This is a genomic window from Mucilaginibacter lappiensis, from assembly GCF_050433765.1.
In the GTDB taxonomy this organism is placed as follows: Bacteria; Bacteroidota; Bacteroidia; order Sphingobacteriales; family Sphingobacteriaceae; genus Mucilaginibacter; species Mucilaginibacter lappiensis_A.
Genome location: NZ_JBNPWP010000001.1, coordinates 1,324,912 through 1,347,518 on the forward strand (window position 1 = coordinate 1,324,912; position 22,607 = coordinate 1,347,518).

At 41.5% G+C, this 22,607-nt stretch carries 17 protein-coding genes; 4 read left to right on the plus strand and 13 right to left on the minus strand.

Annotation, left to right across the window (positions count from 1 at the left end; all coding sequences use genetic code 11):
• Window positions 1-68: 68 nt before the first annotated feature.
• The 8 genes from M2273_RS05160 to M2273_RS05195 all read right to left on the minus strand — a co-directional run bounded on the left by M2273_RS05160 (window position 69) and on the right by M2273_RS05195 (window position 9,087).
• Window positions 69-458, minus strand: a complete 390-nt coding sequence (locus tag M2273_RS05160) for a response regulator (protein WP_429393838.1) — start codon at window positions 456-458, stop codon at window positions 69-71.
• A gap of 335 nt (window positions 459-793) precedes the next feature.
• Window positions 794-2,581 (minus strand): ATP-binding protein, encoded by a 1,788-nt coding sequence (locus tag M2273_RS05165; RefSeq protein ID WP_429393840.1) that lies wholly within the window; start codon window positions 2,579-2,581, stop codon window positions 794-796.
• Window positions 2,582-2,592: 11 nt separating this feature from the next.
• Complete coding sequence (locus tag M2273_RS05170; protein WP_429393843.1) at window positions 2,593-3,723, minus strand: sensor protein KdpD; 1,131 nt, start codon at window positions 3,721-3,723, stop codon at window positions 2,593-2,595.
• A 238-nt stretch (window positions 3,724-3,961) separates the two neighbouring features.
• A complete protein-coding gene (locus tag M2273_RS05175; protein WP_429393845.1) occupies window positions 3,962-4,564 on the minus strand; it encodes a hypothetical protein in 603 nt (200 codons plus the stop codon).
• Window positions 4,565-4,813: 249 nt separating this feature from the next.
• Window positions 4,814-6,154 (minus strand): sigma-54-dependent transcriptional regulator, encoded by a 1,341-nt coding sequence (locus M2273_RS05180; protein WP_429393847.1) that lies wholly within the window; start codon window positions 6,152-6,154, stop codon window positions 4,814-4,816.
• On the minus strand, window positions 6,129-7,301 hold the full coding sequence (locus M2273_RS05185) for a M20/M25/M40 family metallo-hydrolase (RefSeq protein WP_429393850.1): 1,173 nt from the start codon (window positions 7,299-7,301) through the stop codon (window positions 6,129-6,131). Before M2273_RS05185 ends, M2273_RS05180 begins: the two co-directional genes overlap by 26 nt.
• A gap of 12 nt (window positions 7,302-7,313) precedes the next feature.
• Entirely contained in the window at window positions 7,314-7,859 is a 546-nt protein-coding gene (locus tag M2273_RS05190) for a GNAT family N-acetyltransferase (RefSeq protein WP_429393852.1), read from the minus strand.
• Window positions 7,860-8,268: 409 nt separating this feature from the next.
• On the minus strand, window positions 8,269-9,087 hold the full coding sequence (locus tag M2273_RS05195; protein WP_429393854.1) for a hypothetical protein: 819 nt from the start codon (window positions 9,085-9,087) through the stop codon (window positions 8,269-8,271).
• A gap of 424 nt (window positions 9,088-9,511) precedes the next feature.
• On the opposite strand from M2273_RS05195, the gene M2273_RS05200 reads away from it, so the two are divergent.
• Window positions 9,512-12,079, plus strand: a complete 2,568-nt coding sequence (locus M2273_RS05200) for a DUF7133 domain-containing protein (RefSeq protein WP_429393857.1) — start codon at window positions 9,512-9,514, stop codon at window positions 12,077-12,079.
• A 302-nt stretch (window positions 12,080-12,381) separates the two neighbouring features.
• On the plus strand, window positions 12,382-12,786 hold the full coding sequence (locus tag M2273_RS05205) for a DoxX family protein (RefSeq protein WP_429393859.1): 405 nt from the start codon (window positions 12,382-12,384) through the stop codon (window positions 12,784-12,786).
• Window positions 12,787-12,873: 87 nt separating this feature from the next.
• On the opposite strand, the gene M2273_RS05210 is transcribed toward M2273_RS05205, so the two are convergent.
• On the minus strand, window positions 12,874-13,920 hold the full coding sequence (locus M2273_RS05210; protein WP_429393861.1) for a hypothetical protein: 1,047 nt from the start codon (window positions 13,918-13,920) through the stop codon (window positions 12,874-12,876).
• 455 nt (window positions 13,921-14,375) lie between these two features.
• On the opposite strand from M2273_RS05210, the gene M2273_RS05215 reads away from it, so the two are divergent.
• On the plus strand, window positions 14,376-15,785 hold the full coding sequence (locus M2273_RS05215; protein ID WP_429393864.1) for a pectate lyase family protein: 1,410 nt from the start codon (window positions 14,376-14,378) through the stop codon (window positions 15,783-15,785).
• Between the two features lie 134 nt (window positions 15,786-15,919).
• On the opposite strand, the gene M2273_RS05220 is transcribed toward M2273_RS05215, so the two are convergent.
• A complete protein-coding gene (locus tag M2273_RS05220; protein WP_429393867.1) occupies window positions 15,920-16,396 on the minus strand; it encodes a DoxX family protein in 477 nt (158 codons plus the stop codon).
• A gap of 308 nt (window positions 16,397-16,704) precedes the next feature.
• Here M2273_RS05220 and M2273_RS05225 point away from each other — a divergent pair, with 308 nt between their 5' ends.
• A complete protein-coding gene (locus M2273_RS05225) occupies window positions 16,705-17,163 on the plus strand; it encodes a hypothetical protein (protein WP_429393870.1) in 459 nt (152 codons plus the stop codon).
• Between the two features lie 143 nt (window positions 17,164-17,306).
• On the opposite strand, the gene M2273_RS05230 is transcribed toward M2273_RS05225, so the two are convergent.
• The 3 genes from M2273_RS05230 to M2273_RS05240 are packed head-to-tail and all read right to left on the minus strand — an operon-like array spanning window position 17,307 to window position 22,450.
• Entirely contained in the window at window positions 17,307-18,353 is a 1,047-nt protein-coding gene (locus M2273_RS05230) for a phytase (protein WP_429393873.1), read from the minus strand.
• 4 nt (window positions 18,354-18,357) lie between these two features.
• Complete coding sequence (locus M2273_RS05235) at window positions 18,358-19,602, minus strand: right-handed parallel beta-helix repeat-containing protein (protein WP_429393875.1); 1,245 nt, start codon at window positions 19,600-19,602, stop codon at window positions 18,358-18,360.
• A gap of 40 nt (window positions 19,603-19,642) precedes the next feature.
• Window positions 19,643-22,450, minus strand: a complete 2,808-nt coding sequence (locus M2273_RS05240; protein ID WP_429393877.1) for a TonB-dependent receptor domain-containing protein — start codon at window positions 22,448-22,450, stop codon at window positions 19,643-19,645.
• Between the last annotated feature and the right edge of the window lie 157 nt (window positions 22,451-22,607).

Sequence of the window (22,607 nt, forward strand, 5' to 3'; positions counted from 1 at the left end):
AAACCAAGGGGTCTGGAACACTTTGACCATGGTAATAATCTTACATTCACTGGCTGTTTATTGAGTCGTCATACACAAACGAATGAACCTGGAGTACAGAATAGCGTGGTCAAGGGTCCCGGAATATCCACATTATCCTTTCCCTTAATAAGAGAATCAGACGCTCCACTTTTAATGGCTCTGATGGCGTCATGGATATTGCCATGATTGGTCAGGAGGATTACTTCCACATAGGGCTTTTTTATCTTGACCGTTTTGACAAAATCTGCGAAGTCCATGTCAGGTAGGTCTACATCACTCATAACTACTTGTATTTTTTCTTTTTCAAGTAAAATAAGCGCTTCTAATCCGCTTTCAACCTGGTAACAAATATAACCGGCCAAACGCACAATCCGTCCTAACCAGCCCCCTGATCTTCTTTCGTCATCTATCAGTAACACGGTGGGTTGTATATTCATATATATAAAATTAAGGCTGCTATTTTCCTAAAGCCAGGTCGATAACAGCCGGTGAATAATACGGTTTCAATGCCCGGAATGACTAAAGTCAGTATCGCAGCAGCTGCGAACCGCGGTTATCCGTTCCGGTTAAGGGGAATTAGCTATTGTAATGCCAAAAGTCATGATTGAACAGAAAACGCGGGTTTAAACTGTAGGAACTGCCTTTTCAGAATATCGCGTCTCATAAAGGCAATTAAATCAATTTCAAAATGAGAGACTCAAAAAATCATTTTAATAAACAGTATGCAGGCCTGTTCGCAGATACCTAATTTCCATGGCCTTTGGTAAACCACTCAAGCCTTTTTTCCCTTATCCGGGATCCCTTTATTTTCCTGGTACGATGGCAGCGAAAAATAAAAGCTACTACCTTCGCCAATGGCGCTTTCCACCCAAATTTTTCCTTGCTGGGCTTCGATAAAATTTTTAGAAATGGCCAGGCCCAACCCTGAACCTGATTTATTCTGCCCATCTGTTGGTACCTGGAAATAGCGCTCAAACAAACGTTTTTGATATTGTTCATCTATCCCTTTACCAAAATCCTGAACATGAAAAATTACCTCCTTATTTTTTTCTAACACCCCAATGATCACTTTTGATTTTTCGGCGCTGTACCGAAGGGCATTAGAAACAAAATTAACCAATACCCAGGCCGTCTTTTCTACATCCACCAACACTTTGGGAAGATTGCCCGGCGTGCTGACTTGAAGGCTGATCCCCTTTTGTTCAGCCTGGAACTTAACGGTGTTTAATGAATAGTTTACAATTTCCAACGGATCGGACAATACAAAGTTCAACTGGATATTACCTGTTTCTACCTGCGAAAGATCAAGCAGTTCACTGGTTATTTTTAACAATCGGTCACTATCATCGCTGATGTGTTCCACCAGTTCAAGTTGTTGCGGATTAACAGTACCAATGCGCGCATCCTTAAGCAGTTTAAGGCTCATTTTTATGGAAGAAATTGGCGTCTTCAGTTCGTGCGAGATGGTTGCTATAAAATTGGTTTTGGCTTCATCCAGTTCTTTAAACTCGGTTATATTTCTTAATATGTACACCTTACCTACTGACCTGCTGGCGATGTTGAGTACCGTTTTTTGGGGGTTAAGATTGGGAATAACAATTTCCCTGCTCTCTAACTGAAAGTAGGACTCCTTGCCGTTCAGTGCAATTTTAAAAGGACGTAAACTATTGTTGCCCTCTAAAATGGATTTAAGCAGATCATTTTGAGCCGTAAACTCGTATGCCGGCTTTCCAATAACCTTTTTCCCGTCAAGGTTTAAAATATTTTCAGCGGCCGTATTGATAAACAAGATCTCATTATCTTCATTTAAACCAATAATTGCATCCATCATTTGTTCAATAATCGTTTCGATGCGCTGTTTTTCTGACAGCACCGTGGCCAGGTTACTATTTTCCCATTCTTTCAACCGGTCGGTCATCTCATTAAAGGCTGTAGCCACTTCGGCAAATTCATCATTTTTGGTAAAATTCAGCCGCTGGTTATAATTCTTTTGGCTGATCTCGTGTATGCCCTCCAATAAGGCGCGCATCGGATTGGCTATAAATCCCGGAAAGTTTACACTAAAGCTAAAAAGCACGAGGAAAGTGAAGGTACCTGCCAGCCCGAGGAACAGGGTAGCTCTTCGCACGGAGGCCTGGGCCGAATCGTTTTTACGGACAATAGCCTGCATATTCAATTTCTCTATCTTCCTTAATTGTGCCCTCGCCTCATATTCTGCATTTTCTTGATGCGCCGGTGTAGCTGAGGAAGATTGAAGTACGCTAAATGCCTTTCTAAGACTGGTTGCCGCAGCGTCCTCGCCACCCTCCGTAATGTTGTGCTCTTCCAGGGTAAGTTGGCGGCTAAAATCGGCTTTGGACTTATCACTTAACGGCAATTTATCTTCATCAAGAATGGTACGCATTTCCCGGGCAAAATTCAGTGATTCATAATTATTCTTCAGGATCACTTTGGCGCTATCCGAAATCTCATGGATATAAAATATGGATACTGCCCCAAAAAAGAGGACAACGACAAAAAGAAAGCCGAAACCCAGCCGAAGTTTATTCTTTATTTTCATGGCAAAATTGGTTATGATAAAATTACTAAATCTATTGCCGTCTTAGATATGTGATTAAGTAACTGATTAAATACGGCTGTTTTTAAAATTACCTGGAACAAATTTAAATGCGGTTTCCCGATGCAGATGGTGGTCACCTCACGTTCGTCTGCGATTTTCATAATAGTCTGGGTGATATGGTCGCTTTTTATCTTGATCACCTCCCCTCCCAACTCTGTTGCCAGCTTGAAATTATTGATCAGGTGACGTTGTTTATCCAGTTTTATGCGGTTGCCACTTTCCCCGCTGCTCTGGACGTATAAAACGATCCAGGAAGAACGGTAATAAGAAGCAAGACGGGCCGTTTTGCGGATCACCACCTTTGCCGTATCCGAATTGGAAGATATACAGGCTAAAAACCGTTCGGGCCGTAGTTTGATCTGCTTGGGTATTTCTGTATCGATCTTCCGTTCAACATGATGCGCCACCTCTTTGAGCGCCAGTTCCCGCAGCTGTAGGATCTTGTCTGGTTGAAAGAAATTCAACAGGGCTGTTTTTACCTTTGACTGATCATATATTTTACCTTCTTTCAACCGGTCAATCAGTTCGTCGGCAGTAAGGTCAATATTTACAATTTCATCGGTTAGCTCCAGTACTTTATCAGGAATACGCTCAGTGATAGGAATACCTGTAATTTCTTCTATCTCCTGGTTCATACTTTCCAGGTGCTGGATATTGACCGCCGAAATCACGCTGATGCCCGCATCCAGTATATCAACAACATCCTGCCAGCGTTTGGAGTTCATACTGCCTTCAACATTACTATGGGCAAGTTCATCAACAATCACTACCTCGGGGTGCCGGTTCAGGATTCCCTGGAGATCCATTTCCTCCAGCTGCTTGCCTTTATAAAATATACTCCGGCGTGATATAACCGGTAGCCCTGCTACCAATGCCTCTGTTTCAGCCCGGTTATGTGTTTCAATATAACCAATCTGTATATCAATCCCATTGCGTAAAAGCGCGTGCGCTTCCTGCAGCATCCGATAGCTTTTGCCTACCCCGGCACTCATACCGATATAGATCTTGAACTTTCCGCGCCTTGATTTTTTTACAAGCTCAATAAAGGTTTTGACGGTCGAATCTTTATCCTCTTCAGACATATTATTGATTAAATGAACCCGCTATACTAATGGCAATTAATGGATTATGAGCTACATAAATATGGCCCTTTACAAATATATTATATTACTATGTGAGCGCTATCATTGCCGTAGCTGCTAAAGGAATAAACAGGGGTATTTTTCTCAGTGTTTAGTTTAGAGGGTGGAAACCGGAAGCCGCTTTTTAACTCACGACTTCCAGGGTTCAGCATTATATGATAGGGGTACCAAATAGTTATTAAAGAGCTGCATGTTGAGTACCTGTGGCTTGTTTATGCTCAAAGTACAGGTGTTTGATTTCGTATTGATTATCCACCTTGTCAAAGGTGATCAGATCAGCATCCTTATGGAAATAGCTTTGGACACTGTAACGGAACTCACTTTGCGCGGAGAAGCTTTTATCTATATTTTCAATGGTTAAACTTAAAACCGGCGCAGCGGAACTGGTACTATAGAAATATTGTTCAACAGGTATATATCCTTTACCCTGCTGAACTAATTGCTGATGGCTGTAAAGCAGGAAGCCGGAGGTATCCAGTACCCGGTATGCCTCATTATGAAGGTACCTGAAGTCCTGGTTGTTCCGGCGGTATCCAAAAATTTCGCTTTTGGACAGTTTCATTTTTTTACCCTGATAAACCAGACTGATATGCTTTCCGCCTAAAAACTCATTCAGCTGAAGTTTATCGTTTTCATTTAAAACATAACTTAGCCTGCCTGCCTTATAATCCTGTTCGGTAAGATAAATGCCTGTAGTGTTTTTTGAATTTTGTGCATGCAGTCGTATACTTTGTATACCGATTACAATCACCGCGATGAGCACTTTTATTGAATTTTTCATGATTATATATATTAAATTTATGATGATGTATACTTTTAGTAGTAAGGGCAAAGCTTGTATAAGTTTTGTCCGCTTTGCCCTTACCGGGTTATTACTTATTTGTGGCATGTTAGCCAATTGCTATACCAGACTGGATAGCTTAAGCATGGAGGAATTGATTATCAATAGTTTAAAAACAAAGCCACTGCTTTCTTTAAATGACTTTTTCAAAAAGCCTCTCAATTTGAAACAGTGGCATTCTCATGTTGATTAGTTCAACACGAGGTGATATTCATCTATTTTACGGTAAAGCGTGGCGAGACCAATACCCAATATCCGGGCGGCCTCGGTTTTATTACCCCTGGCATATTTTAATATCCGCCTGATATGGTGTTTTTCCACGCTGTCCAGGTCAAGCGCTACCAGGTCATAAGAACCGCCGTTATGGAATTCAAAAGGCAATAGTTTGGGGGTCAGTACAGGTTCGTCCATGAGGATGATTACCCTTTCCATAACATTCTTCAGTTCCCTGATATTGCCGTTCCACTTATGCTGGTTCAGCAGTTTAAAAAAGAGTTCATCAACATCGGGTAATTTCTTTTTAATCTTAGCTGAATAAACTTCGATAAAGTGCCTGGCCAATACTTCTATATCTCCTATTCTTTCCCGCAGGGGCGGTAATACAATAGAGAAGCCGGATAAGCGATAAAAAAGGTCGAGACGGAAACGGCCCTCTTCCGATTCCCTTTGCAAATCACGATTGGTAGCGGCAATTAACCGTACATTAACTTTGGTGGTCTTGGTTTCCCCTATTTTTATAAAAGTGCCATTTTCCAGTACCCGCAACAATTTGGCCTGTAGGTCATGGCTCATTTCACCCAGCTCATCCAGAAAAATAGTTCCTCCGCTGGCTTCTTCAAACAATCCTTTTTTATCTTTAACAGCCCCGGTGAAAGCCCCGGCTTTATAGCCAAACAATTCGCTTTCCAGTAATTCTTTACTAAATGCACTGCAGTTAACCGCTACAAAGGGTTTGTCTTTCCTTAGGCTTTCATAATGAATAGCTTCTGCAAATACTTCCTTGCCGGTACCGGTTTCCCCCAGTAGTAAAACGGTAGCATCTGTTTCGGCTACTTTCTTCGCCAGTTCTACAGCCTCTAAAATAGCGGGCGATTGCCCCAAAACAATGGGAAAGCCATGTTGCACCTCTATCTGTTTTTGCAGTTCGCTCACCTGAAACTGCAGGTTGGCTTTATCAATGGCTTTACTTACCAAAGGAATAATCTTATCATTATCATCGCCTTTTGTCAAATAATCAAAAGCACCGTTCTTGATTGCTAAAACCCCGTCGCTGATCGATCCGAAAGCAGTCAGGTTGATCACCTCGATATATGGTTTGATCTGCTTGATCTTACTAACAAGTTCCACCCCGTTAGCATCGGGTAGTTTAACATCACTTAACACCACACGGATGTCCTCACGCTCAACTATACGTAGTCCGGCTTTAGCATTGGGAGTCTGTAATACACTGTAGCCTTCTAATACCAGTATCCTTGCCAGTAATTCACTGAGCTTAATCTCGTCATCAATTATTAATATATTTGATTTCATCTTTGTACTTATTTGGGTTGTTGATCAGCATCAGCGGCAATGTTTCCAGCAGCCTGACATATAAGCTGATCCCTTTTTTTATTTCCTCCAGGTAAATAAATTCATCTGAAGAATGTGACCTGGCCGAATCACCAGGCCCGATCTTGACGGAAGGTATGTTTAGCCAGCCCTGGTCTGAAGACGTGGGTGAACTATAGGTTTTACATCCCACCGCGATGCCTGTTTTCACTATGGGGTGATCAAACGGAACTGAAGATGCCCCCAGTGAACCCGGACGAACCGTGATCTGGCAGGACACATTCTTTTTGATCGTATCCAGGATCTCTTGCTGCGAAAAAGTATCGTCATTACGGATATCTACCGTAAACTCACACTTAGCCGGCACAATGTTATGTTGTAAGCCCGAATTGATGGTAGTAATGGTCATTTTCACCGGCGACGGTCCTTTTACCGGTTGCGCAAACTGGTAGTTCCTGAACCATTCCAGATCTTTGAGACATTTGTGTATGGCATTATCCCCTTCTTCCCTGGCTGCGTGCCCGGAACGCCCGTTACTAATGCAATCAATCACCAGATTCCCCTTTTCTGCAATGGCCATCTGTAATAAAGTAGGCTCGCCAACAATGGCCAGCTCCAGCTTGCCCAACAGAGGAATGATGGACTTAATACCATTTTGCCCGGAATTTTCCTCCTCGGCGGTAGCAGTCAGGCAGAGGTTAAATCCCAGGCCCTTGTAACAGTAAAAATGCAAAAAAGTGGCGATCAATGACACCAGGCATCCCCCGGCGTCGTTACTACCCAAACCATAAAGCTTTCCCGCAGCTATTTCAGGACAAAAGGGATCATTGGTATAACCGTCATTAGGCTTAACGGTATCCAAATGAGAATTGAGTAAAATGCTGGGTTTGGCACTGTCATAATACTTGTTATAACACCAGATATTATTTCCTTTTCTTTTAACTTTGATGGAATAGCTGGTGAGGTATCGCTGAACAATATCCGCCGCCGCCGCTTCCTCTCCGCTAAAAGAGGGCGTTTTTATTAATTGTTGCAGTAAAGTTACCGACTCGCTAAAAAGCAGAGAATTCATTGGCAGGCCGTCCCATACCCGGGAAATGCCTGATCCTTCATTCAGATCTTTTATCATAACAATAAATAATTAATTTAACTGTGGATTAAACAACATTGCGGTACAAAGGCAATTGCACCTCTTTTTACTTTGCAATACATCATAGTTAACGCAGCTTTTGCAAGCATCCCAAAAGGTGGATTCCTGTGCAACTTCTGCATAGGTTACCGGCTCAAAGCCCAACTTGGTGTTCAGTTTCATGATGGCCAGGCCCGAGGTAATACTAAATATCTTTGCTGATGGATACTTCGTTCGGGATAATTCAAATATTTGTGTTTTGATTTGGGAGGCAACACCCTGGTTACGGTGTTTAGGGGATACGATAAGACCGCTGTTTGAGACAAACTTTTCATTGTCCCAGGTCTCTATATAGGAGAAACCGGCCCATTCACCTTTTTCGGTTACGGCAACTATCGCTTTGCCGGTGTCAATTTTTTCTATTACAGAGGCTGCTGATCTTTTTGATATTCCCGAGCCTCTTGCTATCGCGGAACTTTCCATTTCCTGAATAATCTGGTCAGCAAAGACCACGTCAGCCGGAATGGCTGACCTTACAATGATTCGTTCATCTTCCATTTCTTTTTAGTTATTTCCAGTTAAAGCACGGATTGTTTAATAACTGTATATACCCTGTTGCCAAAAGAGTGCCCATTATCCAGGCATAGCTGTATTTATATGTTTAGACCCTTTAAATGAAGGTTTTATTTGGGAGGGACTGAAAAGGTCATAAAAAAAGCCTATCAAAATGAAAGGCTTTTTTTATCAAATCAGGTTATTCCGAGAAAAATCATACCATATGATGATTCTCAGATTTGTCGCTGAAGTGCTCCCGATAATCATTTTCATCTACAGCCGGTATGCTGATACCATTCTGGCTTAGTGCCTTTTTTCTTTTAGGCCCGGCAAACGGTACTCATACCTTTTACAGCTGATAAGTCTGGGTTAGTTTTTTTATATTCTGCTAATTTCCCTTGATTAAAAAAAACTAAAATTTAACCAGTAGCTTTTCAGAAATAAGCTTACCATCCTTATAGTATTCGAAAAACCAATTTTCGTTCTTTTTCAGAACTATTCCGTTAGCAGTAGCGTTACTGGCTATAAAATAATTCTCTGCCGAGGTTTTCAGGAGGGTTAAAACTATTTTCGGCGTGGTGTCAATTAATTGATATCCATTGGCTATTGCCTGCGCATATAATGTTCCTGCCGGCTGATTGGTTACTGCTTCTGTTGTTTTTAGAGGTGCTGCTAAAGCCGTAGCTGGAGCTGCTACCGTTGATTTTACAGGTACTGCGGAAGCTTCTGTTGTAGCTATTTGCTTTTCAGGTGCTGTTGCAGCTATTGTTGTAACCACTGGCTGGGCCGGCTCATTGGTTGATCCGTTATAGGCATACGTAACTTCATTTAAGGATGTAAAAGCATCCCTTAAAGCCATATTATAAGAAACTTTATAATCTTTCTCCCGGCTTTTACCCTCTTTACTTTTAAAAACAATATTACCCTGGCAGTCCTTTAACAAAAGTGTAAGGCTGGTGGTAAACATTCCGCTTTTTTCTAATAATTCGGCATTCAATGCGTGGCATTTATTGTTAGCCACTTCGCTGGGCAATTCAGCATTATCAAAATAAACTGTAAAACCTTTATCCTGCAAAAGGCCTTTGGTTAGGCTATTTAGTGAATACTGATCATTTTGCTTAAGGAAACTGAATCTTTCGGGCACCACCACATATTTGTAATTATTAATGGAATTTTGCGAATAGCCCGAAAAAGAGAGAAATAAAAAAAGCACTAAAACATATCTTTTCATATAAAATAATTATAAAACCTTTTTTAGATTTATTAACTCGATTTAAAAGTTTGAGAATAGTAGGAATTGTATTTTTATTTGATAGCCCTAAAATTAAAGATATTTTTTGACAAGCCTGAAATAATCATCCAACCTTTTAAAAGATGCCGTATTAAACAATCTTTAGCAGTATGTTCTGAATAGCAATTAATGACTCAAAAATGCATTGCCAAACAATAATTCATTAATGATTAAAATAAATGTAACTATCATTAAATGAAACACATAATTTTATCTGTTTGCCATTGTAATAATTATTCATAATTTCAGACCACTTATGCTAAAATTTTCCTTCACTCTGTTTTTTGCCATAGTCTCTTTAGGCTTATTTAGATACTTTTCAGGTACTTTTTCCCAGGAAAGTCAACCTCAAAGTACTTCTTCTTTGTTAAATCAAAGGGAAACTTTAAGTACTGTACACCAAGATTCTTTGCATTGGCCCGAAGGATTAACGGTTACCACGTTTGCAGGCCCTGAGCTTACGCCAAGTCCTGCCTGCATTGCGACAGCACCAACAGGTGAGGTATTTGTTGGTATAGATATGATAGGCTCGCTGGGCAAAACTCCCGGAAAAGGAAAAATTCTCCGGCTTGTGGACAGTGATCATGACGGTAAGATAGACAAGCATACAGAGTTTGCCGAAGTTGACGATCCCCGGGGTATCCTCGTTATGGGCGATCAGGTTTTTGTAATGCACACCGTGTTTTCTAAAGAAACGGGTAAGGCGACTGGGATGAACCTGGAAGTTTTTCAAGATAAGGACCAGGACGGCATTGCCGACGGGCCCCCAAAACCGCTGATTGAGCATATCAGCAATGCGCACATGCTGGTTGAAAGAGGTACAGACCATGCTACCAATGGAATACGCATGGGCATCGACGGCTGGATATATATTGCTGTAGGTGACTTTGGATTTCATGATGCTATAGACCGCAGCGGCAAAAAACTAACCATGCTGGGTGGTGGTATCGTTAGAGTAAGGCCAGATGGAACTGAGACGGAGATTTACACACATGGAACCAGAAACATTTATGATGTTGCCATTGACCCGTACATGAATATTTTTACGAGGGACAATACCAATGATGGCGGTGGATGGAACATACGTTTTTCTCACCATATACAATCGGGCGAATATGGGTATCCCGTATTGTTCCAGCATTTTACGGATGAGATTTTACCAGCCTTGGTAGATTTAGGAGGTGGATCGGGCACAGGCTCTTTGTTTATGGACGAACCCACCTGGCCGGAAAAATACAACCATGTACCAATGACAGCCGACTGGGGAAGAAGCGAACTTTATATTAACCGTGTAAAACCGGATGGCGCCAGCTTTCAGCAAAAAGAAGAAGAATTTATTCAATTACCTCAAATTACAGATCTTGACGTAGATGGATCCGGAATACTTTACCTTTCTGCATGGGATGGCGCTGGTTACTCCGGCGATCCCGCTAAAGGCTATGTGGTGCGGGCCGTGCCTAAAAACTGGACCTATAAGGCTTTCCCCGATCTTCATGCCGCTTCATCAAGTGATTTGGCAGACTTACTTAAATCAGCAAGCGCTGTAGCCAGGCTAAGTGCCTCTCAGGAACTCCTTACCAGGCCTGTTGAAGAGACCGGCAGGCTGTCGCTTGGAATTGCAAATGATGCAAGCCTGCCGTTATATGCCCGGGTAGCAGGTATTTACACCTATGGCCAGGCAACCCGTGAAAATGGAATACCCGCCTTAGTACAGCTTTCGAAAAATAAGGATTTAAGAGAATTTGCCTTAAGAGCACTGGCAGACAGAAAGGCCGGTATTCAAAACGTACCCATTGAACCGTTTTTAGCCGGCTTAAAGGATTCCTCCGAACGCGTTCATGCCTCGGCAATTATAGGCCTGGGCCGCCTCGGTAACATAGCTGCAGCGCAGCCGTTATTAGCAACACATGTTCCCGCTACTTTTGTGGCGCCGGGAAAAAATGAGGAAGGCCCTCATGCTAAACCTAACTCCGCAATTATACCGGCACATCTGGCTGTAAAGGCCCTTGTAAGTATGAATGCTATTAATGACTGCGTTAACGCCATCGGAACCCAAAACTCCACCCTGGCACTATGGGCTTTAAGATACATGTATGATACCAAAGCTGTTGATGGTTTAATCGGCTCCTATTCAAAAATTAAAGATGAAAAAACCAAAAAGCAAATACTGGTAACGTTATCCCGGCTTTACAAAAAAGAAGGTGATTATGATGCTTCCTGGTGGTGGGGCACGAGGCCGGATTCGCACGGACCAATTTACAAAGGCGTTACATGGGCAGGTTCGTTACAGATTGAGCAGTTTTTAAAAACCCAATGGGCAAAATCGGCGCCTGGCGGGAAACAACTTTTTGCTGATTTAAATACCCGGCACCAAATGGGTATCACCGCGTTTGGGGGCGAAGAAAAAAACGTTGCCTCGAAAGAAGTTAAGATCGACCTGGCAAAGATCAGGAACAAGAAAGGCCAGATCGGGAAATCTTCCATCGAGGATGTGATGCTGATGATCGCAAAAATAAAAGGGGACCCATTAAAGGGAAAAGTTCTTTTTGCACGCCAGGGCTGCATAGCCTGTCATAGCCTTAACAGGGGTGAAAAACAGAAAGGTCCGTTTATGGGGCAAATTGGCTCCATCATGAAACGGCAACAAATTGCCGAGTCGGTTCTTAAACCTAACGCATCTATTTCTCAGGGTTTTGCCACCGTCATGATATCGGCAAAAGGAAACAAAAGTTATATGGGGTTCATTACCGAGGAGTCGGCCCAAAAAATAGTCATGCGAAATATTACCGGTGACGTTTTTACGATAAAAACCGCTGACGTAATCAGTCGCAAAGAATTGAAAACATCCATGATGCCTACTGGCCTGGCTAATGCATTATCATATGATGAGTTTGCCTCCCTCATCACTTTTCTTTCACAGCAAAAAAACTAAGTGACATTGGAAAGCCCTCACTTAACTTAAAATAAATAAATCAAAGTACCGGGTGGCTCCCGGTACTTTACGCATACAAATACCCATTGTAAAGTTTACTGTCATCGGCGTTAATTCCGGTGAAATTCCTTCTTGCTTTCAACAATCCAGGCAGAATCCCCCTTGATGGTCATCAATATCGGTATCGGGTGCCTAAATGTCTATTCCACGATGAATTTTGCCTATTTCACTGATAAACTACTCGGCGTTTTAACCGGTAATGATCAAATTTGGTTTAACAAAATACTTAAACATCAAATATCATGACACTTAAAAATGCAAAAAGAATTTATTGGACAGGCGCCCTGTTAACCTCCTTATGGTTTGGTGCAAGCGGATTTTTTGAATTGACTAAAAACCCCATTGTTTGGGACATCACCCTGCAATTGGGCTACCCCTCCTACTTTATTTACGTGCTGGGTATCGCTAAACTATCAGGAATTATTGTGCTTTTAATTCCAGACAAACTGCTTAGGTTAAAAGAATGGGTGTTTGCCGGAGTATTCTTCGATATCATCTTTGCCTTCGCCTCCAAATTGAATGTGGTTGGACCATCAGGTACCATCGACGCCATTGTTGCGTTTACCATGGTAACCATCACTTACCTGATGTTCCGGAAGATCTATTCTGCGACCTACCTTAATCTTTCGACCGGCGTAAAAAATTAAGTCTAATATTAGCTAACTCTCAGGAATAAAGTGCCAAAGATAAAGTCTCTGGCACTTTATCAGCTGTCTGGCTTTTTAAATATCATTTCAGGATTTCTTAGTATTCAGCATACCCCTCAACACTTCATTATATAGTGATTGTGTTGAAAGCAGTGATGAATATCTACCATTTTCAGTTATTACAATAAAGGCAGCTTCGCTTGAAAACAGCGTACTGGTTTGCTTTTCATCCGTCCAACTCTTGTCAATCTGCTGCTTTATTAATATTGGCTTAAAAACTTCATCCAGATGCACCATACTGATATGTTTCGCACCTCCCTTATTTTCAATATTTTCACCAAGTTCATGTTGTAAAAGTTGCTCCGTTAGTAATTCATTTGGTAGTCCTGAAATAGTTGAGAATGCCATCCAGGTATGATTTGTGGCAAGCGCACCTTGCATCCAGGGTTGCGCGGGCAGAATATTGTAATTATTATAGGGTTGTACAGGTTCCAACGGGGGTAATAATTCCCACTGCCTGGCTGCGGCACGCGACGCATAAAAACTCTTCAAATATTGCGGATTTTCTTTTAATAATTGCTGTAACAGCTCCTTAGGCTGCGCCCATCCTACAAATGTTTGTTCCCTGCCTTCTATGGTTGCTAAGAACACTATTTTATCAGGTTTTCCAAGCCGGTCAGCACCGGCTATTAAAACCAACAGTCGGGTCTCCCACCAGGCATGCCCATCTTCCAAATCTATTACAACAACACCCGAAGAGGTAGCCTCACGCAATGTATCCAGGATATTGGAGGTTCCGCTATCGGCCACATGTTCTCCGCGTACGCCAATATTTGCAGGTACGGTAAACCCTGAATATGCCGATTGCTGTATTTTTGAAAAATCAATCTTAAGATCGCCATAACCTATGGTGCCTCCGCGTTCAATAATTATATCGAGAATAGCAAGTATAACTGGTAACAAGCTCAGCAAAAAAACACCTATTAAGATCGTATTACTTGAAGTATCAGCCGGCCAGCCAGTAGTTGAGTGCAAAGTTCCGGTAATGAGCAATAACGAGATTAAAAGTATTACAGCAGAGATAATACTGATCTTCGGTGTGAATGGCCAAAAACGATGAGCAGGCGTTTTCATTTTGTATCTTTTATTTTTTGCTATGATAACCCTGGATCATCACGGCGGGGTCAGAACAACATAAAATTCACTATAAAACACTATAAAACAATGCGTTAAACCACGTTAAGCATATATGGTTTTTACGCAAACTAACAATACTTATATTTTTAAATAAAAATACCCCTTAAATGCTGTCGTAAAGCTTAGATAATTAAGTATTTACCTAATTATTCTATGAGATTTTAAGTAATCATGATTTGCAGGTAGCTCCATGAAATGTCATTTAAATGTCATTAAATGCGCATTGCTTTACAACTTTCTGTGTTGTATTTTACATCATTTTTACACATATAAATCGCTCATAGCTTATTTTTTGAACCAATTTTAATTATAGTCTATAAACTTTTAAAAAAAATCAACGGTAATTTTTAAGGTAAGGCAGCGTTGCATGACCAACCTTTTAAAAACACTCTATGCAAAAAAAATCCTTAAAAAGAAGAAAATCAGTCGGTTTGGCGCTAACTGCCATTCTTTTGATTGGTAGCTGCTCCAAAAATGCAGACGCACCCAGTCCCCCGGTTAATGCTATTTCACCGGAGAGTCTTTCTGTAACAAGTACAACAAATGTTGCGCCAACCGTTTATCCAATTAGTGTTTCCACAATGAGACATGATGAAGGCCATGGTTACGAAGCAGGACCAATTTCTACATCTGGCGATTCAAATGACCAGCCAACCGTTTCAACACTTAAGATTTATGAAAACGGTGTAGCGTTAGGGCCCGCGCACACAGCCCACGATGACATCCGCGAGATCGGTAGAGGAAGCTTCAGCCATTGGGGAAAAGAATTGTATTTTTCTGCTTCGGATAACAGTAATCCGCTTAATAACGGCAGGAAATACACCTATACCCTTACCGGAACTGCAGGAAGTTCCACAAGTGCGCCGGCCGCTTCAACAGCGCCTACAGGTTCAGTCTTAAAAACAGTATTAACAGGATTCGCTACCGCTGGTGGTGCTACTACTACCGGAGGTAAGGGCGGCAAAACCGTTACGGTAACATCATTATCCGCTTTTAAGGCGGCAGCGGCCGGTTCGTCCCCTAAAATTATTTACATCAGTGGAATTATTAAAGGAACCGGATATGATCCTGTTTATGTAGGATCCAACACCACGCTTATAGGTAAAACAGGAGCTGTTTTGCAAGGCATAAACCTGTATCTGTTTGGCATAAGCAACGTTATCATTCAAAATATAACTTTCAAAAACTATGTAACAGAGTGCGGGGTTTATATCAAATTCAAATCACACCACGTATGGGTAGATCATTGTGATTTTTCAACAGACAAAAGTCATGGCTGGGATTATTGGGGTAAAGACATTGGTCTTGCGGAGGGAGCTGATTTTGTAACCGTTTCCTGGAGCAGGTTCCATGACACTAACTTATCGGTACTTATCGGTTCAACAGCAAGTGGTGCGGCAGCGGCTAACACCGGCAAATTACATGTTACATTTCATCACAACTTTTGGTATAACGTAAGCGAAAGAGAACCAACATTGCTTTTTGGATCAATTCACATGTTCAACAATTACCATTTAAACAATTCGGGCTATTCTATAGGCGTCAGGTATGCTGGTCTTGCACGAACAGATAATGAATATTTTTCGGGTTGTAAAAAACCGCTTACAACTAACCTTGATGGGGAACCTGTAGGTTATTTTAGTGGTACGTCAACTAATATCTATTCAAATTGTGGTGCCAATAATATTACTACAGCATTAAAAACCTGGGTTCCAACTTATTCTTATAAGTCCGTTCTTGATGCTGCTGCAAATGTGCCCGCAATTGTTAAAGCCGGGGCAGGTCCTAAAACAGTTAATTAGGCTATTCATTAATCAAAAATTCTATCAAGTTTGATTTAAGCCTGCCTCCGATGAGGCAGGCATTTTTTTTACTTTATGAGGCTATTCAGGTCCTGGCGTTTATGCCTTGCCATCTGTCAATTCCTTTCTATTCTTTAATTTGACTTTTTATTGCGCATCAAAAACGCATCAAGGGAAAATACCCCTGCACCTGAAATGATTAAGGCGATGAGACCTGCTATGTATATCACGTTAATTTCATATCCGGGAGGACCGAATAAAGGTCCTTGAGGTGTCAGACCTATTGTATTCACAGAACTAAATCCAAACTTTAGTTGAATGGTGAACATAGCGACGAGCATCGTTGAGATGAGTGGAATGGAAACAAGACCCACAAACAAGCCTAACAGAAGCGCTAATCCTCCAAATAGTTCACTACAAGGTAAAATGTAAGCTATAATATGTGCGAATGGGACACCTATTAAATGCAGTAGCTTTTCAAAGCCTGCGGGCCCACGGCTAAGTTTAGCATACCCGTGAGCCATAAAGCCAAAGCCCATTCCGAGACGCAAAAATAGTGGGGCCCAATTGTTGTAGTTTTTATTCGATCTTGAAAAAATGTTGTTTATCATGTTGAGGCATATTAGTTTTTGAATTAGTCGCTGTAACTCACCTATCCTTACAAAGATCTTTTAGTTTTTGTTGAGTTTGCCTTCTCTACGCTTTTTCAGATTGATTTTATAATCGTTATCCAATTTTACCACTTTAGGTTTTAACGAAATAAACATAATACGAACCATATTATTTTAGCGGAATACGATGATAAAAATGCTGATGTCTATTATTCCGGTTGTTGGTCTACTATTTTTCTACTTCATTTCCTGTATGCTTAATATTGTTATCAGAAAATAGTTAAGGGTTTTCATTTAAAATTTATATTATGAAACACACAACATTCAATCAGGCGTTTATTAAGATATTTACGCTGATTACACTATGCTTCACCGCATTTGGTTTTACAACAAAGTTTGGGTTGGACAGTTACGAGATCTATCTTAACAACAAGCTCATTCTAAAACAATCGGTGAACCAGCCTTTGAGTTTAAGAGTACTGCAACTGAGTAAGGCAAATGACAATGATCAGCTGCGCATCAATTACAAACATTGCACTGTAAAGGGAGCCGGTACGAGCAGGAGCATTGCCATAAAAGACGAGAAGGGAAATACATTGAAGAAATTTGAGTTTGCCAATACCACCGGTTCGGATTCAAATATGACGATATCGGTAAAAGATCTGTTGCAGTTGGAAAAGAATAATTTCAATCATGAGCTAAGCATTCATTATACTTCACGGGAACTCCCTAAAGGCGAAATGCTTGCATCTCTTCATTTTAAATGATGAGATACTTTCCAGGAGAAATGAATCTAAGACAGAAATAGAAGCATAGAATGATATTCTATGCTTCTATTTAGCTCCCCCTCTCGGCAAGTTATAGTGATGAAGAACCAAAATTCAAGTCATCAAAACAGGCCATTGCAACCTTATTTTACCTTTAGCTCTTTGCCTGCAATATCTTCCCATCTGTAGTAATGAAAGGTCTTATCATTACTCATCACTACAAATAATCCATGTTTGAATGTATCATTCAGTGGTATATTGACCACATCAGATCCATCGCTCTGCTGTGCAGCTACGTTAGCTATCTTAAGCAGCTTATGCGTTGTTCCCTCCCGATTAAAAACCTGAAAACGATTTGCTCCCTGATCAGACACCATAATGTAGCCGGTAGAATCAGTTAATTTATAAATCGACAGACCCTCATGATCGGCCTGAAAACCTGTTGTGCCAAATATAGCCAGCTGCTCATTGCCTTTTTTGGGGTCCGCGTAATACTGCCTCACGCCTACCTGCTCATCTGAATAATAAATATAGCCCAGTTCATTATCAACCGCAATTGCTTCAATTTCCTTTTTGCCGCTGTATTTGCCAAACTTGCGCACAAGCGTAGCTTTTACATTGCCCGTGCCATCATCGCCCAGTAAATACTGCCAGATGTATCCGCCGGTTGTAGGACCGCTCTTACGGCCAACTATGGCATACATTTTACCATCTATAGCTGTATAGATAGCTATACCCATCAAATCGCGGTACTCTGCGCCTGTTTCACCAACAAACATTTCAACCCCGCCGTTATCAACAGGTTTCATGGCCGGTAACGAATAAATACGGAGCTTGTGGCTCATGCGCTCGGTGGTAATAGCAATGTCGGTTGGTTTACCGTTTAACATCAGGCCATAGGCAATGTCTACATTGTTAGGGCGTTTCAATCCTCTTACAACCTTATCAGCTATTATCTTACCATGGAGGTCGAACACGTACAGGGCGCCATCAGCATCTTTATCGGTACCGATAACCAGGCTTTCAGCTGGATTGGCTTTATTAATCCAGATGGCGGGGTCATCGGTATCGTACTTAACGGCTTCTGTAATAATAACCGGCTTGATAGCCGTGGTATCTGCAGCTGGTTTGCATGAAGTAAGGAGTAATATGGCCAGCGGCGCTAAACAAAACAAGTTCAATTTCTTCATGCAATTACAATTTAGCACCATACGCGCCAACAAATACAGAAGGCTCAGGTGATGTATAAGTGAGGCCGTTGGCCAGAGTTATGCCCGCTTTATGGTGGCGTGTAAAGTTAGTGGTACCTTTTGTTAATGCAGGCGAATTACCTTGCAAATGAAAATCCCATGAGGTATTATAATCAGGACTCACCTCAGAATTGCTTAATGGGTAGTTCACAAATTTAGGGTCGTTGTCGCCCGCTTTGGTACCCCTTACATCGTTAGCGCCGCCTGCTACTATATCATTACTGCCAACCTGAAACTGGTCAACCGTAGTTTGGTCAAAACCGTAATACCAGTTGTAGTCGTTTTTAGAACGGTTATCCTCCGGTTTTTTAGGGTCGCGTTTTATACCGTAACGGGTATTGGCAAAAAGGTTGTTATATAAGTCGGCATGTACGGTGGCTTCCAGCCAAACAGAACCACCTTTAGCGGTAGGCCTGCGCCAGCCGGTATTGATCATCGTATTGTTATAAGCAATTATGTAAGCTTGCGGGGTACGGTCACCAGTGTTTGATAGCTTTAACGCATTGGTATTACAGCTATAAACCAGGTTGTAGGCGATATCGGCCAGGCAACCTGATTTAAAGTTCATGGCCTCGCCACCGCTTATTCCTGTTGTGTAAAACACATTGTTCGAAAATATGCTTTTACCACCTTCAATGTATGTACAGTCTTCCTGGAAGTTGCGCACAATGCTGTTGGTTACAATAAGTTTACCGTTTACGTTTGAGAACCAAAGCGCCGGCAGATTTTCACCAGCCACGGCTTTGTACAAGCCCATTTTTACCGATGTTGAAGCATCAGATGTAGTGTTGCCGCCATACTCTAATATGGTATGGTCAAGTACAAGCTCGGCGCAGGTAGGCGCGGCCAACAAGCCCCCCCACATTTTGCCGAATTTATTGGCATCGGTTTTATAAACATCGCTCACGGTAAATTTAACAGGGCTTTCGGCAGTGCCTAACGAGTATAAATTACCTTTAATTACTATCTCGGGTTTAGCAGTTACATCCATTAATACGGTTACACCTTCTTCAATGGTAAGGCTTTTCCCTTCAGGGATAATGATATCACCTTTAATTTCGTGCACGCTGCCTTTAGTCCATACGCCCGATACTTCACCAATTGCCGAACCATTCTGCGGAGTGGTATCAACATTTATGTTAGCTTTTTCGCAACCTGTAAAAGCCAGTGCCGCAAACGCTAATGCCATTATAATTTGTTTGAATTTCATATTGATTGCTTGAATAATCTTAATTAAACTTATATCTTAAACCTATCAGGTAGCCCTGGCCGTACTGATCATTACGGATCAAAGTCTGTCCGTTAGAAACAATATTCTCCCTGATATTATCATTTTCGGTGTTAGTGCCTTTTATAAATAGTTTGAATGGTGTATTAAGGAGGTTATTCGCTTTTACAAACACGCTTATACCGCTCTTGAAACTTTTTTCGGCAGAGGCATCCATCTGGATAAATCCTTTTTGCCAAAGGTCATTGTTCAGGAATTGCGATACGGTGTTGATACGCTCGCCTGTATAGGCGCCTGCAAGCTGTATGTCTAAACCTTTTTTGGTGTCTTTATATAATAAAGACAGGTTTGCAACATGTGCCGACTGTCCATACAATGGTCTCGACTGGTTAACCAGGAACGCTTCGATATCGCCTGTGGCTTGGTTTATCCTGCGCGATGTTTTTGGTGTAGTGATGCGTGAGTGTGTATAGGTATAGTTTGCCTTGATACCGATTTTGTTAAAAAATTTGACATAATCAATCTCGGCGCCATAGTTTTTTGCCGTCCCAAAATTACCCGGGGTATAATAAATATCCTGCCCACGCACGGCATCCGGCTGGAAGGTATATTCAATAGGATCTTTTATTTTTTTGTAAAATGCGCCTACCAATAATTGTTCAGATGCACCCGGGAACAATTCATAACGCAGGTCGTAATTATCTGCCAATGCACGTTTCAGATCAGGGTTACCGCGCTCTTCATATTCTTCGTTAACTATCTTACTCGGCACTATCTCATAAAAACCCGGACGGTTTACTGCCCTGTAGTATGATGCATGTAATTGTTCTTTATCGGTTAAATGGTATTTAATAATAGCACTTGGTAACACATCTGTATAGATCTGGCTTCCGGTAGGCCTTAATTCACCTTGTGGAAATAATAAGTTGTAGCCCTGGTTGGTATGCTCTACCCTTGCGCCGGCAGTTACCTCTAATTTATTCGATGTTAATTTAAACATACCATAGCCTGCTCCTATCTTTTCCGAAGCATCGTATGTTAAAGAGTTGGCTACACCTCCCTGGGGGTTACTTACTGATAAATTCAGATCAGTATAGTTTTGAAAATCTACCCCGTATAGCGGCGCTCTCACACCACCGGTAGTTGAACTTGGGTCAGGAACCTGCGGGGCATACAAATTATATTTATTAAAAAAACCACTTCTTTGCTTATCGCGGTATAAACCGCCTGCCATGAAATCGATCTTATTGTCGCCTGTTTTAACTGTATAACCAAGGTCTAAATAACCGGCTTTATCCTCATCGGTGTTACGTTCCCAGCGGCGTTCTACCGGGTTAGTGTTTACTAATGATAAACGAGTATCCTGGTTGTTTGTACGTAAGCCATTCAAACTTATCAGCGTATTATCAGGCACTTCGTTTCTTGCTGATGAATACACTCCCGACCATTGTACCTTGAATTTGCTATCGAAAAATTTATGATCACCATGCAGGGTGGTGTTATATATCTGCTGCTCGGTTAAACGGCTGCGGGTGCTGTAAACCAGCTCGGCGTTTTTACCCTGGCTCGCATTGTAAACATTGTTGTAGGTTGTACTTACTTCATCGCGCAGCTGTTGATTTTTAAGGTCTACATACAGGTTATAAAGGCTTATCTTATTGTTTTTATCAAACACATAATCAACCTTGCCATGTAAACCTAAACGTTTTTGCTGGTCAGAATATTCGCGCTTGTCCTGACTGGTAATTTTTGCATAAGCATCGGTACCATCAACAGATGAATCATAAAAGGTACTATTGCTGCCGCGATAGGTATTTTGATAACTACCTGCAATAATAACACCTAACTTATTATCAAAAAACCGCTGACCGATAGATAAGCTCCCGATCATATTAGGAGCAGGTTTTTTCGATGTATAATCAAGCGTACCTTTTGCAAAATCGGCTTGAGTGGCATTATAATTACGACCGTTTATTTCATAAGGAGATTTGTGGTTGATGCCCGAAGCATCAAAGCTTGTGAAATTACGGTCAAAGAATAACTGGCTGTAACCGATTGCTATATTGGCGTTTATCTGGAGATGGTCAGGCGCGTTTTTCATTACCATGTTGACCGCGCCGCCAATAGCATCGCCTTCTAAATTAGGGGTTAAGGTTTTATAAACTTCGAGCCTTTCCAGTAAATCAGACGGAAACAGATCGAGCGGTACATAACGGTATTTGTTATCCGGGCTCGGTATCTTAACACCGTTCACTAATGTATAGTTGTAGCGTTTATCCATTCCACGTAAAATAGCATATTGGCCATCGCCGTTGCTATTACGCTCAATAGATACCCCGGATACCCGCTGCATAACGTTGGCCACAGTCAAATCAGGTGATATCTCGATAGCACGGCCTGATACGATGTTCATTATCTGTGTGGCATTCTGCTCAATACGGCGGGCATCACCATCGTTAGAGCCACTTGCATTTGCCCTAACGGTAACCTCGCTCAGATCTTTAGCCGAAGTTTCCATATAGAACTTTAAATGGGGATTGTCCTCCTTCAGGATGGTTATTTGCCGGACAATTGTTTTGTAAGTAATGTAACTTATCCGGATGGTTGCTGCGCCGGGGGGGACATCTTTTATCTCGAATGAGCCGTCGAGCCCGGTGCTGGTTGATTTACCTGTACTTTCTAAAACAACCGTCGCGCCAACTAAGGCTTCGCCAGATTGTTTATCGTAAACATGGCCCTTTAGTTTGGTTGCGCTTGCTATTGTCGCACAAAGCAGCAGCGGTAAAAGGATTTGTAAAAGTTTATTCATTGTTGTGGGGATAATGTTTCATTTTTTTGTGATGCTGCAAAGGTGTGTATACATCCAAATAGAAATGAAACTTGTGGGGTTACATAAAGGCAACACCGTTACGTTAGCCGTATATTAAAAAGCAACAGTATAATTTAAATACCTCATTAACAGATAT

Bases quoted from the DNA above. Each gene is read 5' to 3' on its own strand.
- M2273_RS05160 (WP_429393838.1), bottom strand. From the start codon at position 458: ATGAATATACAACCCACCGTGTTACTGATAGATGACGAAAGAAGATCA.
- M2273_RS05165 (WP_429393840.1), bottom strand. From the start codon at position 2,581: ATGAAAATAAAGAATAAACTTCGGCTGGGTTTCGGCTTTCTTTTTGTC.
- M2273_RS05170 (WP_429393843.1), bottom strand. From the start codon at position 3,723: ATGTCTGAAGAGGATAAAGATTCGACCGTCAAAACCTTTATTGAGCTT.
- M2273_RS05175 (WP_429393845.1), bottom strand. From the start codon at position 4,564: ATGAAAAATTCAATAAAAGTGCTCATCGCGGTGATTGTAATCGGTATA.
- M2273_RS05180 (WP_429393847.1), bottom strand. From the start codon at position 6,154: ATGAAATCAAATATATTAATAATTGATGACGAGATTAAGCTCAGTGAA.
- M2273_RS05185 (WP_429393850.1), bottom strand. From the start codon at position 7,301: ATGATAAAAGATCTGAATGAAGGATCAGGCATTTCCCGGGTATGGGAC.
- M2273_RS05190 (WP_429393852.1), bottom strand. From the start codon at position 7,859: ATGGAAGATGAACGAATCATTGTAAGGTCAGCCATTCCGGCTGACGTG.
- M2273_RS05195 (WP_429393854.1), bottom strand. From the start codon at position 9,087: ATGAAAAGATATGTTTTAGTGCTTTTTTTATTTCTCTCTTTTTCGGGC.
- M2273_RS05205 (WP_429393859.1), top strand. From the start codon at position 12,382: ATGACACTTAAAAATGCAAAAAGAATTTATTGGACAGGCGCCCTGTTA.
- M2273_RS05210 (WP_429393861.1), bottom strand. From the start codon at position 13,920: ATGAAAACGCCTGCTCATCGTTTTTGGCCATTCACACCGAAGATCAGT.
- M2273_RS05215 (WP_429393864.1), top strand. From the start codon at position 14,376: ATGCAAAAAAAATCCTTAAAAAGAAGAAAATCAGTCGGTTTGGCGCTA.
- M2273_RS05220 (WP_429393867.1), bottom strand. From the start codon at position 16,396: ATGATAAACAACATTTTTTCAAGATCGAATAAAAACTACAACAATTGG.
- M2273_RS05225 (WP_429393870.1), top strand. From the start codon at position 16,705: ATGAAACACACAACATTCAATCAGGCGTTTATTAAGATATTTACGCTG.
- M2273_RS05230 (WP_429393873.1), bottom strand. From the start codon at position 18,353: ATGAAGAAATTGAACTTGTTTTGTTTAGCGCCGCTGGCCATATTACTC.
- M2273_RS05235 (WP_429393875.1), bottom strand. From the start codon at position 19,602: ATGGCATTAGCGTTTGCGGCACTGGCTTTTACAGGTTGCGAAAAAGCT.
- M2273_RS05240 (WP_429393877.1), bottom strand. From the start codon at position 22,450: ATGAATAAACTTTTACAAATCCTTTTACCGCTGCTGCTTTGTGCGACA.